The organism is Microbacterium zouquanmingi (assembly GCF_052266675.1).
Lineage (GTDB): Bacteria > Actinomycetota > Actinomycetes > Actinomycetales > Microbacteriaceae > Microbacterium.
The window spans coordinates 734,780-747,860 of sequence record NZ_JBQPRA010000001.1 but is presented as its reverse complement, the minus strand read 5'-3'; the positions used below and the strand labels follow the sequence as shown (position 1 = coordinate 747,860).

Below are 13,081 nucleotides of genomic sequence, written 5' to 3'. Positions count from 1 at the left end.
AACCGTCATTCGAAAAGTGTCGCCGCCTCTTGCCCTGCGAACACAACGCCGCTAACGTGAATCTTGATTAACTTTTTCTCAATGAAGAGCAAGAGGTGCCCAACATGACCACCACCCGTGAAGAAACGTCCACCGGACTCGTCACCCGCGATCCGCGCGATGAGCGTGTGATCGCCGAGTACGCCCTCGAAGACGACACCCGCGTCGTCGAGCGCGTCCGCATCGCCCGCGAGGCCGCCGCCTGGTGGTCGCACCAGGGCTTCGACGGTCGCAAGCGCACACTGCTCGCTTGGAAGGGTGCGATCGCCCGCGGCGCCCAGGATCTCGCCGCGATCATCTCTCGCGAGACCGGCAAACCATCCGGCGACGCCCTGCTCGAGGTAATGCTCACGCTCAGCCACCTCGACTGGGCCGCCAAGAACGCCCACCGCGTACTCAAGCCGCGTCGAGTCAAGGCCGGAATCATCAACTACAACCAGAAGGCCACGCTGCGTTACGAACCGCACGGCGTCGTCGGCGTCATCGGCCCGTGGAACTACCCGCTCTACACACCGATGGGATCGATCTCGTACGCACTCGCCGCGGGAAACGCCATCGTGTTCAAGCCCAGCGAGCTCGCCCCGGGCACCGCTCGCTGGATCGAAGCCCGCTGGAACGAGGTCGCCGACCGCCCCGTGCTGCAAGTGACCACCGGCGATCGCACCACGGGCGCCGCACTCGTGCGCGCCGGCGTCGACAAGGTCGCCTTCACAGGATCCACGGCGAGCGCGAAGCGCGTCATGGCCGCATGCGCCGAGTCGCTCACCCCATTGGTCGCGGAGTGCGGCGGCAAGGATGCCCTGATCGTCGCGGCAGATGCCGACCTCGACTCCGCCGCGGACTTCATCGTCTTCGGCGGCCTGGGCAACGCCGGCCAGACCTGCGTCGGCGTCGAGCGGGTCTACGCGGTGCGTTCGGTCCGTGACCCGCTGGTCGAGAAGGTCATCGAGCGCGCCAAGCGCCTGCGTCTGGACGGAGAGGACCCGTCCTACGGCCCACTCACCCTCGCCTCACAGTCCGCGATCATCGCCGATCATGTGGCGGATGCCGTCGCCAAGGGCGGCCGCGCGGTGCTCGGAGGTCCGGAGTCCGTCGGCGGTCGCCGCGTCGCCCCCATCGTCCTCGTCGACGTGCCGGAGGATTCTGATGCCGTGCGCTGCGAGACCTTCGGGCCGACGGTCGTGATCAACGCCGTCTCCGACCTCGATGAGGCCGTCACCCTCGCGAACGCGACGGAGTTCGGCCTCGGAGCCGCGGTCTTCACGAAGAGTGCGAAGACCGGCGAGGCCGTTGCCGCACGGCTGAAGTCCGGCGTCGTCACGATCAACTCCGTCCTCGGCTTCGCCGCGATCCCCGCGCTCCCCTTCGGCGGCGTGAAGGGCTCGGGCTTCGGTCGCATCCACGGCGCCGATGGCCTCCGCGAGTTCAGCGTGCCGAAGTCGGTCGCCCGCCAGACCGGTAAAGCGGCTCTCAACCTGCTGACGATGGAGCGCAGCGACCGCGACATGCACCTCGTGGCGAAGATGATCCCACTGCTGCACGGACGCAGCCGCTGAGCTTCGCGTTCACAACTCCTGAGGAATGGTCGCTCTCAGCACGTCGCGGTGCGAGATGGCGCGGCTCCATCGCGCAGGCGCAGCGGAATCTCAGGAGTTATGAACGGACGGCGGCTCAGCCGATCCCGAGCACGGTCTCCATGAACCCGGCGAGCCGTGCGGCGGCGGCCTCATCGCGCGCGGACAGCAGCGGCATCTCATCCGTGATGACACTGAAGCCCGCATGCACGAGCACCGCGGCCTCGCGGCCGCCGAGCTCCGGGCGGACGGCCTGCAGCAGCGCGGTCCAATCCGCGACGTGCGCGCGCTGCATGGCGCGTAGGCGGCGCTGATCCTCGGGTGCGAGGTTGCCGAGCTCGGAGAAGTAGATGCGCATCAGCGCGAGGTTGCGGAACGAGTGGTCGACATATGCCCGGCACAGCCGGCGCAGCGCCTCATCCGGTGCCACCGATGACTCGCGCACGCGTAGCACCGCGCGCTCGAGCGCCACGGCCGCACGGTCGCAGGCAGCCAGGAGGACGGCGGGCTTGCCATCGAAGTGCCGGTAGACGCCGGAGGGGGTGAGGGAGACCTCGGCGGCCAGATCCTCGATCGTGACCTCGTTATAGCCGCGTGCGGCGAACAGCCGGATCGCAGTGTCCACGAGCTGCTCGCGGCGCCCAGTGGGGGCATCCGACTCCTCGACGAAGTCGCCCCCGGCGGGAACGGATGAGGTGATCGCCGGGTCGATGTCGAGCATCCGCCAAGCCGCTTCCCTGAGCAGAGCCCGGAGGCTCCGCGCCGCGACGACCGTGCGGTGCGCGGTGATGCTGGCCACCACGCTGAGAGCTGCGAGCACGATCAGCCGGCGCTCGGCGTCGTCGACGTCGGGACGGTAGATACGGTGCGGCGCCTCGAAGCGCTCACGCAGCAGGCGGAACCGGCCGGTGAGCTGTTCCCGGTCCCCTCGTTCGAGGTAGCGCCCCTCCCAGCGATAGATGCCGCCGATCGCGCGCAGCTCGACAGTCGTAGCGATGATGTCGTCGAGCAGCTCATCCAGTGCAGCGCGCGCGTCGGTCGCGGTCTCCACCGGCTGCGCGGCGGCATCGTCCGTCGCCTCGATCAGCTGCTGCACGAGCGCGAAGGCGGTGCGCATGAACAGGGCGTACTTGTTCGGGAAGTGCCGGTACAGCGCCGGGGCCGAGATTCCGACGGCATCCGCGATGTCCTGCATCCCGACCGCGTGATAGCCGTTGCGCGCGAACGCGGACGCCGCCGCCTCCTGAATGTGGCGCTTGCGATCGCGCGGACGCGTGCGATTCGCGGGGAGGCCGGCGGATGAGGGCATGTCCCACAGCCTACCGGGGCGCCGCCGACCTCCTGATGTGATTACTCATTAACTTCTAGTGACGCGCGGATGTGAATGTCTATTAACAAAACGCGTGACAACCGGCGCGGACGATGGCATACTCATGGCAAGCCCCGCCGCGACGATGCGGTGAAGATACACAGACGTATGAAAGGGACCAGCCCGATGTCCGAGCAGAACGCCACCGCGATTCCCGCGGCGGTGCGCCGCAACCACTGGATGAACCAGGTCGCAACGCACGCCGAGATGAAGCCAGACGAGACCGCCTTCAAGTTCCTGGGCGAGGTGACCACCTGGCGCCAGGCCGCCGACCGGGTGGATTCCTTCGCCGCAGCCCTCGCCCGCCGCGGAGTCGGCTTCGGTGACCGCGTGCTGCTGCTGACTCTGAACCGTCCGGAGGTCGTGCTCTCCGTCTTCGCAATCAACCGTCTCGGCGCGATCGCTGTGCCGATCAACATCCGCCTGACCCCACCCGAGATCGCCTACATCGCGGATGATGCCGATGCCGACGTGCTGATCGTCGAGGCGCCACTGGCGCCGCTCGTCGGCGCTGTCGCCCAGGTCACGGACCGCATCAAGAAGGTCATCGTGATCGGCGGTCCTTCGACAGGCTCAGAGACCGGGGATGCTGAGTCCTGGGCTGACCTCGTCGCCGAGGACCCGGAGGGATTCGAGTACCCCGACGTCCCCGAAGACACCACGGCCCTGATCATGTACACCTCGGGTACGACCGGTCGCCCGAAGGGCGCGATGCTCGACCACGTCAACCTTTTCGCGCAGTCGCTCACCCTGTTGCGCGTGAACCAGGTCTTCGGCGAGGACGACATCGCGTTCATGACCGCTCCGCTGTTCCACATCGCGGGCCTCGGGTCGATCGCACCGAACTTCGTCATCGGCATCCCGACCGTCATCCACCCGCTCGGCGCGTTCAACCCGACGGAGCTGCTGGACGCCTGGGAGACGGAGAAGGCGACGATCGTCTTCAACGTCCCGCAGCAGTGGCAGGTTATCTGCGCCGACCCGTCCATCCCTGACCGCGATCTGCACCTGCGCATCATCAGCTGGGGTGCGGCCCCGGCGTCCGACACCCTGCTGAAGCAGATGTCCGACTGCTTCCCGAAGGCGACGAATGTCGCGGTGTTCGGCCAGACCGAGATGACGCCGATCACCTGTGCGCTCAGCGGCGAGGACTCGCTGCGCAAGCTCGGCAGCGTCGGCAAGCCCATCCCGACCATCCAGTACCGCGTCGTCGACGAAGACTTCAACGACGTCGCTCGCGGCGAGGTCGGCGAGATCCTCTACCGGGGCCCGAACCTCATGAAGGGATACTGGCGAAAGCCCGCCGAGACGGCTGAGGCATTCGAGCGCGGTTGGTTCCACTCCGGAGACTTGGTCCGCCAAGACGAGGAGGGCTTCGTCTGGGTCGTCGACCGTAAGAAGGACATGATCATCTCGGGTGGCGAGAACATCTACTGCGCTGAGGTCGAGAATATCCTGGCAGGGCATCCGAAGATCCTCGAGGCCGCCGTGTACGGCCGCGCTGACGAGCGTTGGGGTGAGATCCCGGTTGCGGCCGTGGCGGTGCGTCCCGGTGAGGAGCTCAACCTCGACGAACTGCAGGGATGGCTCGGCGACAAGCTCGCGCGCTTCAAGCAGCCCAAGGCGCTCGTCACCGTCGACGCTCTGCCCCGCAACGCCGGCGGCAAGGTCAACAAGGTCGCGCTGCGCAGCGCCGACCGCGAAGAGGCTGTGATCTAGACAATGAATGCAGCTGTGGCCGCGCTCGTCCGGGAGCGCGGCGGACCCGTCGCGCTCTCGGAGGTCTCGGTGCGCGAGCCCGGCGCGGGCGAGATCCTCGTCCGCATCCATGCCTCCGGGGTGTGCCCGACCGACCTGTTCGGTATGTCCGGCGGTGCCGGCGATCGCTTCCCGGCCGTTTTCGGCCATGAGGGCGCAGGAACTGTCGAGCGCGTGGGTCCGACCGTCGAGAACCTGCGGGTCGGGGATCGGGTCGCGCTCAGCTTCGACGCCTGCGGCGGGTGCGCCCGGTGCGATGAGGGGCACCCTGCGTACTGCGAGCGCTTCGCGGAGCGCAACTACGACCCGCGGTCGGATGCCACGAGCAGCGACGAGTCCGTCACGACGGGCTGGATGGCGCAGTCGTCCTGGACGACCCTCGCCCTGGCCCGGGCATCGAACGCCGTGCGGATCCCGGACGACGTTCCGTGGGAGGTCGCCGCTCCCCTGGGCTGCGGCATCCTCACCGGTGCCGGCACCGTACTCAACGTGCTGCGCCCCGGCCCCACTGACTCTCTTCTCATCATCGGCGCCGGCACGACCGGACTCGCCGGCGTCATGGCCGCCGCCCACCGCGGCGTCGGGCGGATCATCGTCAGCGACCCTGATTCCGAGCGGCGGGCGCTCGCGCTCGAACTTGGCGCCACCGAGGCGTTCGCCCCCGACGGGCTCAACCCCCGTCGGCTCGGCGTCACGCACACGCTCGACACCGTCGGGCGCCAGGAGACGATCGATGCGGGTCTCGCGGCCCTCGCTCCGCTGGGCGTCTGCGCCACCGTGGCGCTGCACGCCGGATCCAACCGGGTCACCCTCTCGCAGTCGCAGCTGCTGTGGGGCCGGACCCTCACCGGCGTGATCGAGGGCGACGCGCAGATTCACCGCGACATCGCGCTGCTCATCGTCCTGTGGCGTGCGGGTCGTCTGCCTGTCGAGAAGCTCATCCGCCGCTATCGCTTCGACGAGATCGGCACCGCCATCGACGACGCCTGCGCCGGGCGCGCGATCAAGCCCGTGCTCATCATGGACGACGCGGATGCAGCCGCCGAGGTGCCGGTGGCGGCGGTGGAGCTCATCGAGCTCCTACGCGCGGGGCGCATGGGCGCCGAAGATCTCTCGCTGCTGTGGCGCTCGCTGCCCCCGGTGGCGCCGGACGAGCTACGCGGACTTTGGCGGGGCGTCGGCCTCAGCCCCGCCCATCGCACGCACCGGATGCTGCAGCGCACCGGCTGGTTCGGCAAACTGTTCCGCTCCGATGACGATGTCGTCCCGCTGGTCTGCGAAGGGTTCGACGGCGTCTTGTCTGCGAACGTCGCGCTCGCCCACGGCGGTGCGATGCTGCGAACAGTCGAGCACGACGGCATTCGCACCGCCGCCATGTCGTACGACGGGATGCCGGTCATCGACCTGTTCACCCGCATCTCCCCCGACGCCGTCCTCGGCGTCATGACTGGCCGAGGCGCCGCCGATGACGACGGCGCCCTGTACTTCTTCGCGCTCGAGAAGGTCGGCGACCGCGAAGTCCTCATCCCCGACCACATCCCACGCAGCACCTGAATCACCAGCACCTGATCATTCGAGGAGGAATGATGTCCACACTGCGCAGCACCCGAAACCGCGCGCTACCGATCGCTCTCGTCGGCACCCTGGCCGCGGGCCTCATCCTGTCCGGATGCGCCGGACGAGGCGACGACGCCACCGCCGACACGGCCCCGGCCGACGGCGCAGCAGCCTGGGCCGCTTGCAGCCCCGGCTTCACCGACACCACGGTGACGATCGGCACCAGCATCCCGCTTTCCGGTCCCGCCGCCACCTACGGCGCCATCGCGCAGACGATGAAGGCCTACTTCGACGACATCAACGCCGCAGGCGGTCTCGAGTTCGCCGACGGCAACAAGCGTGAGGTGACGATCGAGATCATCGACGACGGCTACGACCCGGCGAAGACTGCGACGAACGTGCGCACTCTCGTTGAGCAGAGCGAGGTCTTCGCGCTCGCCGGCGTCCTCGGCACGGGCGCGGCGATCAGCGTCGCCCCGTACGTCGAGGAACAGGGCGTGCCGAACCTGTTCACCGGAACGGGGTCCGACGCGATCCTCACTCTCCACGACGAGCAGCCCTCGCTGACCACCGGCTTCATGCCCCAGTACGGCTTCGAGGTGAAGGCGCTCTCGGAGTACCTCATCGAGAACCACCCGGGAGCGAAGGCAGCGATCCTCTATCAGAACGACGACTTCGGCGAGAGCATCCGGGCCGGCTTCGAGACCGCTTTCGAAGGCACCGACATCGAGATCGTGGCCGCAGAGCCCTACGAGCTCACCTCGGCGACCGTCGACAGCCAGGTCACGAACCTTGCAGCATCCGGTGCGGACGTGTTCTTGAACTGGGCCGTCGGCGCCTTCGCCACCCAGTCACTGAAGAAGAAGCTCGAACTCGGCTGGGATGCGACGACTGTGATCAACGCACCCGCCGCCGACGCGACCTTCTTCCTCAAACCCGCTGGCCCCGGAGCTGCCGATGGCGTCGTGTCGATCGCGTACACGAAGGACATCACCGATGCGTCGCTCGCCGGAGACGCCGGCTTCGATGCCTGGACAGAGTTCGCCGCCGCTCACCCCGATGAGGTCAACGCACTGTCCGCCCCGGCTGCTGCTGGTTACCAGACAGCGCAGCTGCTCGAGGCGGCACTCCTGGGCCTGGAGGACTGCACGCGAGAAGCGCTGCTCGAATCGGCATCCTCATTCGACGCCGTCGAACTCGACCTCTCGCCGGTAGGCATCACGACCACCGCGGACTACCCGTTCGCGTTCCGCGAGCTGGGCATCCAGATCTTCAACGGCGACAACTGGGATCTCACCGAGGACACTTACACGGTCGGCTAACGATGTCGGTGGGTCCCGAACGGGAACGGGGACCCACCGACTCCACCTGGGAGGTGACATGGACGCGCTGCTCGATGTGCGCGACGTCCGACTCTCGTTCGGCGGACTGCAGGCTCTGGATGGTCCGAGCTTCCAGGTTTCCGACGGCGAAGTCGTGGGACTGATCGGTCCCAACGGTGCTGGGAAGACCAGCCTGTTCAACTGCATCGGCGGGCTCTACCGCCCGCAGAGCGGCAGCATCAGAGTCGCGGGCACAGAGGTGACGCGCATGCCCCGGCACCGCATCAGCGGTTTGGGTGTGAGTCGCACCTTCCAGAATCTCGGGCTCCTGCCGTCGCAGACGGTCCGCGAGAACGTGCTCGCCGGCGGATACCACACCACTCGCGGGGGCTTCTGGGCAACTGGCCTCGCGCTCCCGCGCATCGCCGAAACCGAGCGAGCGCTGCGCGCCGGGGCCGATGCGCTGCTTGATGAGCTCGGGCTCTCCGCCGTCGCGGACCGGGTCGTCGCAGCATTGCCGTTCGGCACGCTCAAACGCGTCGAGCTCGCGAGGGCCCTGCTGAGCGCCCCGCGACTGCTGCTCATCGACGAACCGGCGAACGGTCTGATCCACAGCGAGGTACATGAACTGGGCGAGACGCTCCGGCGTCTGGCGACCGAGCGCGGCACGGCGATCCTGCTCGTCGAGCACCACATGGGCCTGGTGACCAGCGTCTGCGACCGGGTCGTGGTGCTGAACTTCGGCCGCCTCATCGCCGAAGGCGACCCGCAGACCGTTGCGCGTGACCCCGAGGTCGTCGCCGCCTATCTGGGGAGCGTCGCATGAGCCTGCTGAGCGTCGAGCTCGATGCAGCCGGGTACGGTCCGGTGACGATCCTCCGCGATATCCGCTTCGAGATCCCCGATGGCGGACGCCTCGTCATCCTGGGCGCGAACGGAGCTGGCAAGACGACCACCCTGCGCACACTCTCCGGGATGTGCCGGATGGAGGGATCGATCCGGTTCGACGGCCGCGAGCTCGCCGGTCTCCCCCCGTACCGCGTCGCCGCCGCAGGCATCGCGCATGTTCCGCAAGGGCGAGGGACCTTCGGCGACCTCACCGTGCGCGAGAACCTGCTGGCCGGCGCCACGATGCGCAGGGCCACGGATGCCGCGGCCGACGCCAACCGCTGGTTGGACAGGTTCCCTCGGCTCGGCGAGCGCAGCGCGAGGCCGGCATCCGGACTCAGCGGAGGCGAGCAGCAGCTGCTCGCGATCGCCCGCGCCTTCATGGCCGAGCCGCGACTGGTACTCCTCGACGAACCTTCGCTGGGGCTGGCACCCAAGATCACGACCGAGCTGTTCGCCACGCTCGACGAGCTGTCCCGCGAACGCGGCACGGCGCTGCTGGTGGTCGAGCAGAACGCCAAGCTCGCACTCGAGATCGCCGAGGAAGCCCTGGTGATCGAGAGTGGTGAGGTGACGCTGCGCGGCGCGGCATCCGATCTGCAGAACGACGACAACGTGCGCCGCGCGTATCTGGGAGTGTGAGATGTTTCTGCAGCAACTCGTCGACGGCATCGCCACCGGTGCGATCTACGGCACGCTCGCCCTGGCGATCGTGCTCGTCTACCGAGCATCGCGCACGCTGAACTTCGCGCAGGGCGAGATGGCCCTCCTCGGTGCCTACGTCTCCTGGCAGCTCACCGCCTGGGGGATGCCGATCTGGGTCGCGCTCATCATCTCGATGCTCGCTCTCGCCGCGTTCTCGGCAGGGATCGAGCGGGTGATGTTCCGTCCGCTGGTCAGACGACACCAGCACCTGGCTCTGATCATCGTCAGCCTCGGACTCATGATCGCGCTGAACGCGCTGATCGGCTGGGCCTGGACCTATCAAACCAAGGAGGTGCCAGCCCTGTTCGGGTCGGGTTCCTTCTCGATCGGTGCCGTCTCGCTGTCTCGTCAGGATGTCGGGATCGTCGTCTGCGTGAGCATCGCGGCGATCGCGCTGGCGCTGCTGCTCGGCCGCACCCGGGTCGGACTGCGGATGCGGGCGGCAGTGTCGGCGCCGGAATCCGCAGAGCTCAGCGGCATCTCCACCGGGCGCACCATGTCGATCGGCTGGGCCATCGCCGGCGCGGTCGGCGCACTGGCAGGCACGCTCATAGCGCCTGAACTGTTCCTGCATCCCGGGATGATGGCGCCGGTGCTCATCTACGCCTTCGCCGCAGCGACCCTCGGCGGTCTGGACTCGCCGCTCGGCGCCCTCCTCGGCGGGGTCACGGTCGGTGTGATCGAGAATCTGGCCGGAACATACATCCCCGTCATCGGCGCAGAGCTGAAGCAGGTCGTGGCGCTGCTGATCATCGTGGTCGTGCTGCTGGTGCGGCCACAGGGAATGTTCGGACGACGAGAGCTGGTGCGCGCATGAGCGTGGTGACCTCCCCCATCCGCAATCTGCTGGCCGCGAAGACGCAGCGCACCTCGGTCGGCGAGTGGCTGCGCCGCCCGCGCCCGCCGCTGAACCTGCCCCGTCCGCTACTGATCGTGCTGACGGCCCTGCTGCTCATCGCGCTCGCGATCGTGCCGCTGGTGAACCCGAGCTACATCAACCTCACCGTCACGCTCGTGATGATCTGGACAATCGTCGGGCTGGGGCTCAACCTGCTGGTCGGCTTCGGCGGACAGATCTCCCTCGGGCACTCGGCGTTCTTCGCGATCGGTGCGTATTCGGTGGCCGTCGCCGGCGAGGCGGGGTGGGCGCACCCGCTCACGCTCGTGATCGCTGGCGCCCTGCCCTTCACCGTCGGCTACATCATCGGCCTGCCGGCGCTGCGACTGAAAGGGCTGCAGCTGGGACTTGTGACGCTGGCGATGGCAATGGCGACGCCTGCGGCGATCCGCGCCTTCGAGCCGTTCACGCATGGCAGTCGCGGCATCGCGATCGATGGAGACGCGCCGGCCTGGATCCCTCTCGCGCACGATCAGTGGGTCTACTACCTCGCGCTCGTGATCGTCGCCGGCGCCTATCTCGTCACCCGTCGCCTCGGCCACGGACGACTCGGCCGCTCGTTCATCGCCGTGCGCGATGCCGAACTCGTCGCGGAGACCCTGGGCGTGGACGTGTGGCAGACCAAGACACGATTGTTCGCGGCATCCGCCGCCTTCGCCGGTGTCGCCGGCGGCCTATATGCGATGCTGCTGGAGTTCGTAGGTCCCGAGAATTTCGGGCTCACGATGTCGATCTCCTTCATCACGCTGATCGTCGTCGGCGGGCTCGCGACCGTGCCGGGCGCGGTGCTGGGGGCGATCTTCATCCAGTACGTGCCGACGTTCACCTCGAGCATCAGCCCTGCCGCGACCGGCGCCGCCTACGGCATCGTGCTGATCCTGTTCGCGTTCTTCATCCCGTTCGGACTCGTAGGTCTGCTGCGCGGCGCGCTTGCGTCGCTGGTGGATCGGCTGCCCGGTCGCCGGTAGCCACCTCCTCCCCTCCCCGTTCGAATCGCGCAAAGTGCGCCATTTCCGCCGAGATAAAGCACTGTGAGCGATTCGAACCGGGGCTGTGGACAACTCCGACGGCATCGACGGGAACTGTGGCACCGCGTGCACTATGGGACGACGTCAGCCACTTCCAGACGAGTTCGACGGCGCGTTCTCGGTGCGCATCGCGAAGGCCCGCGGCGTGGGCCGCGGGCGGTTGCGCGGCACCGATCTGGAGAGGCCCTTCCACGCTGCGGGCTGGACCGTCATCGAGGTGACCGCACCGCTGCTGAAGCGCCCTGCCGACCTGGCCCGTCGTGTTTCGGCGGCGCTCGGCCGTTGACGCGGCGTTCGACAAGTCGGAAACGGACGCGAAACATAGCCCACGTACACTCGGGGTCGCCACAAGCAACTTCTTCCCGAGGGGCCACCCATGTCCAGCGCACCCATCACCGTTTCGATCCGCCGCGAGGTCGATCCTGCACACATCTCCGAGGCGACGACCTGGGTGCAGACCGGAGTGAACCTCGCCCACAAGTACCCCGGTTTCCTCGGCTCAGGGTGGGTGCGCGCCGGCGACGATTCCCAGGTCTGGCACATGCTCTACCGCTTCGCCAGCACCGAGACGCTCGAGGCCTGGGAGCAGTCGCCCGAGCGGACGTGGTGGCTGTCGATGGGTCAGGGCTTCATCCGCAGTGAGCGTTCGAGACGCCGCACCGGGATCGAGGGCTGGTTCGACGAACCGCCGACCGGGTCGATCAATCTGCCGGATGCCACCACCGTCGAGAGCGTCTCGCCGGCGCCAGAACGGTGGAAGCAGGCTGTGACGATCTGGCTGGGTTTCTTCCCGGTCAATCTGCTGTTCAGCCTCGCGATGACGCCGGTACCCGGATGGGGCGAACTCCCCCTCTGGCTGCGCGTGCTCGTGACGACGCTCGTACTGACGCCGATCATGACCTACTGGGTCCTCCCCTGGGTCACGCGGGGTCTGCGCAGCTGGCTCGCCCGCTGAGCGCAGCGGCATTCAACAGGCGCTTGTCGAACGGGCGCGGCGAGGCAGCGGTCAGATCGCGGTGAACCGCCAGGATGCCGCAGCCTCGGCGCCGGGCTCCAGAACAACCAGGTCCACACCGGAATTGAAGGCATCGGGCGGGCAGGTCATCGGCTCGACGGCGAGGCCGATCCGATGATTCGCGGCATCCGCGGGAAGATCGGCCGTGTGCACCTGCACCCAGGGGCAGCTCTCATCCCAGCTCAGCGCCACCCCGCGCCCGTCCGCTGCCACGACGCGCACCTCGGCGGCACCATCGACGCGTGAGAGCTCGGTGAAGGCGTGGTCGATGAAAACGTCGCCGATCGCGCGCGCCTCGCGGAAGTCCCATTCCGGATGCTGCTCGACAGGCTCCACCGCGACCGGGCTCAGCCGATCGGGGGTGACCGTGAGCACCTCGGATGCCGGAAGTGTGAGTGTCCAGGCGTTGACGCGCCCGTCACCTCCCACCAGGTACGGATGCGGTCCGGTGCCCCAGGGCGCAGCGTCCGCCCCGAGGTTTCGAGCGGTCACCGTCTGATTCAGACCGTCTGAACCGAGGCGGTACTCGACCTCGACCTCGACGCGGAACGGGTATCCGAGCTGCGGCTCGATCGTGGCCACGAGCGCAACCCGGTCGTCCTCGACGACGCGGTCGGCGAACTCGGTCCACGCCAGCAGTCCGTGCAGCGCGTGCCCGCGAGCAGGCTCTGTGAGCGCGAGCTGATGTTCTTCGCCGCCGAACGTGTACCGGCCGTCGACGACCCGGTTCGGCCACGGCGCGAGCGTCGCGCCTCGGTACGCGGGTCGCACCTCATCGGCGTCGAAGGGCACGACGAGGTCGCGGCCGTCGTGACGGAGCACTCGGAGAGACGCTCCGACGCTCGCGATGACCACCTCGTATCCGTGCGCTGAGATGCGTAGCTGACGACCGGATGCCGGGGAAGAATCGTTCATGTATTCGACGATA

At 67.9% G+C, this 13,081-nt stretch carries 12 protein-coding genes; 10 read left to right on the top strand and 2 right to left on the bottom strand.

The features are described from left to right. The first annotated feature begins 104 nt into the window (after positions 1 to 104). Positions 105 to 1,595, top strand: coding sequence for an aldehyde dehydrogenase family protein (locus ACTU6V_RS03695; protein WP_443474949.1), 1,491 nt, complete (start codon positions 105 to 107; stop codon positions 1,593 to 1,595). Between the two features lie 115 nt (positions 1,596 to 1,710). Here the strand turns inward: ACTU6V_RS03695 and ACTU6V_RS03690 are convergent, their stop codons facing one another. Then, the gene (locus ACTU6V_RS03690; RefSeq protein WP_443468645.1) at positions 1,711 to 2,922 is read right to left on the bottom strand and encodes a TetR/AcrR family transcriptional regulator; all 1,212 of its coding nucleotides are present in this window, start codon (positions 2,920 to 2,922) and stop codon (positions 1,711 to 1,713) included. Between the two features lie 186 nt (positions 2,923 to 3,108). Here ACTU6V_RS03690 and ACTU6V_RS03685 point away from each other — a divergent pair, with 186 nt between their 5' ends. The 9 genes from ACTU6V_RS03685 (at position 3,109) to ACTU6V_RS03645 (ending at position 12,093) form a co-directional block, all read left to right on the top strand. Next, the gene (locus tag ACTU6V_RS03685) at positions 3,109 to 4,701 is read left to right on the top strand and encodes a long-chain-fatty-acid--CoA ligase (RefSeq protein ID WP_443474948.1); all 1,593 of its coding nucleotides are present in this window, start codon (positions 3,109 to 3,111) and stop codon (positions 4,699 to 4,701) included. Between the two features lie 3 nt (positions 4,702 to 4,704). Then, the gene (locus ACTU6V_RS03680) at positions 4,705 to 6,294 is read left to right on the top strand and encodes an alcohol dehydrogenase catalytic domain-containing protein (RefSeq protein ID WP_443474947.1); all 1,590 of its coding nucleotides are present in this window, start codon (positions 4,705 to 4,707) and stop codon (positions 6,292 to 6,294) included. A 29-nt stretch (positions 6,295 to 6,323) separates the two neighbouring features. Then, the gene (locus ACTU6V_RS03675) at positions 6,324 to 7,619 is read left to right on the top strand and encodes an ABC transporter substrate-binding protein (protein WP_443474946.1); all 1,296 of its coding nucleotides are present in this window, start codon (positions 6,324 to 6,326) and stop codon (positions 7,617 to 7,619) included. Between the two features lie 58 nt (positions 7,620 to 7,677). Beyond that, a complete protein-coding gene (locus tag ACTU6V_RS03670; RefSeq protein ID WP_443468641.1) occupies positions 7,678 to 8,445 on the top strand; it encodes an ABC transporter ATP-binding protein in 768 nt (255 codons plus the stop codon). Continuing rightward, complete coding sequence (locus ACTU6V_RS03665) at positions 8,442 to 9,149, top strand: ABC transporter ATP-binding protein (RefSeq protein WP_443468640.1); 708 nt, start codon at positions 8,442 to 8,444, stop codon at positions 9,147 to 9,149. Before ACTU6V_RS03670 ends, ACTU6V_RS03665 begins: the two co-directional genes overlap by 4 nt. Before the next feature lies 1 nt (position 9,150). Continuing rightward, on the top strand, positions 9,151 to 10,029 hold the full coding sequence (locus ACTU6V_RS03660; protein ID WP_443474945.1) for a branched-chain amino acid ABC transporter permease: 879 nt from the start codon (positions 9,151 to 9,153) through the stop codon (positions 10,027 to 10,029). Further along, positions 10,026 to 11,078 (top strand): branched-chain amino acid ABC transporter permease, encoded by a 1,053-nt coding sequence (locus tag ACTU6V_RS03655; RefSeq protein ID WP_443468638.1) that lies wholly within the window; start codon positions 10,026 to 10,028, stop codon positions 11,076 to 11,078. The genes ACTU6V_RS03660 and ACTU6V_RS03655 overlap by 4 nt, the downstream gene beginning before the upstream one ends. 85 nt (positions 11,079 to 11,163) lie before the next feature. Continuing rightward, a complete protein-coding gene (locus ACTU6V_RS03650; protein WP_443474944.1) occupies positions 11,164 to 11,424 on the top strand; it encodes a hypothetical protein in 261 nt (86 codons plus the stop codon). Positions 11,425 to 11,514: 90 nt separating this feature from the next. Further along, the gene (locus ACTU6V_RS03645; protein WP_443468636.1) at positions 11,515 to 12,093 is read left to right on the top strand and encodes an antibiotic biosynthesis monooxygenase; all 579 of its coding nucleotides are present in this window, start codon (positions 11,515 to 11,517) and stop codon (positions 12,091 to 12,093) included. Between the two features lie 51 nt (positions 12,094 to 12,144). On the opposite strand, the gene ACTU6V_RS03640 is transcribed toward ACTU6V_RS03645, so the two are convergent. Continuing rightward, positions 12,145 to 13,068: an aldose 1-epimerase family protein gene (locus ACTU6V_RS03640; RefSeq protein ID WP_443474943.1), complete on the bottom strand. Its 924-nt coding sequence runs from the start codon at positions 13,066 to 13,068 to the stop codon at positions 12,145 to 12,147. Positions 13,069 to 13,081: the final 13 nt, after the last annotated feature.

What these genes read in the sequence shown, in the direction of transcription:
- ACTU6V_RS03695 (WP_443474949.1), top strand. Translation starts at nt 105, where the DNA reads ATGACCACCACCCGTGAAGAAACGTCCACCGGACTCGTCACCCGCGAT.
- ACTU6V_RS03690 (WP_443468645.1), bottom strand. Translation starts at nt 2,922, where the DNA reads ATGCCCTCATCCGCCGGCCTCCCCGCGAATCGCACGCGTCCGCGCGAT.
- ACTU6V_RS03685 (WP_443474948.1), top strand. Translation starts at nt 3,109, where the DNA reads ATGTCCGAGCAGAACGCCACCGCGATTCCCGCGGCGGTGCGCCGCAAC.
- ACTU6V_RS03680 (WP_443474947.1), top strand. Translation starts at nt 4,705, where the DNA reads ATGAATGCAGCTGTGGCCGCGCTCGTCCGGGAGCGCGGCGGACCCGTC.
- ACTU6V_RS03675 (WP_443474946.1), top strand. Translation starts at nt 6,324, where the DNA reads ATGATGTCCACACTGCGCAGCACCCGAAACCGCGCGCTACCGATCGCT.
- ACTU6V_RS03670 (WP_443468641.1), top strand. Translation starts at nt 7,678, where the DNA reads ATGGACGCGCTGCTCGATGTGCGCGACGTCCGACTCTCGTTCGGCGGA.
- ACTU6V_RS03665 (WP_443468640.1), top strand. Translation starts at nt 8,442, where the DNA reads ATGAGCCTGCTGAGCGTCGAGCTCGATGCAGCCGGGTACGGTCCGGTG.
- ACTU6V_RS03660 (WP_443474945.1), top strand. Translation starts at nt 9,151, where the DNA reads ATGTTTCTGCAGCAACTCGTCGACGGCATCGCCACCGGTGCGATCTAC.
- ACTU6V_RS03655 (WP_443468638.1), top strand. Translation starts at nt 10,026, where the DNA reads ATGAGCGTGGTGACCTCCCCCATCCGCAATCTGCTGGCCGCGAAGACG.
- ACTU6V_RS03645 (WP_443468636.1), top strand. Translation starts at nt 11,515, where the DNA reads ATGTCCAGCGCACCCATCACCGTTTCGATCCGCCGCGAGGTCGATCCT.
- ACTU6V_RS03640 (WP_443474943.1), bottom strand. Translation starts at nt 13,068, where the DNA reads ATGAACGATTCTTCCCCGGCATCCGGTCGTCAGCTACGCATCTCAGCG.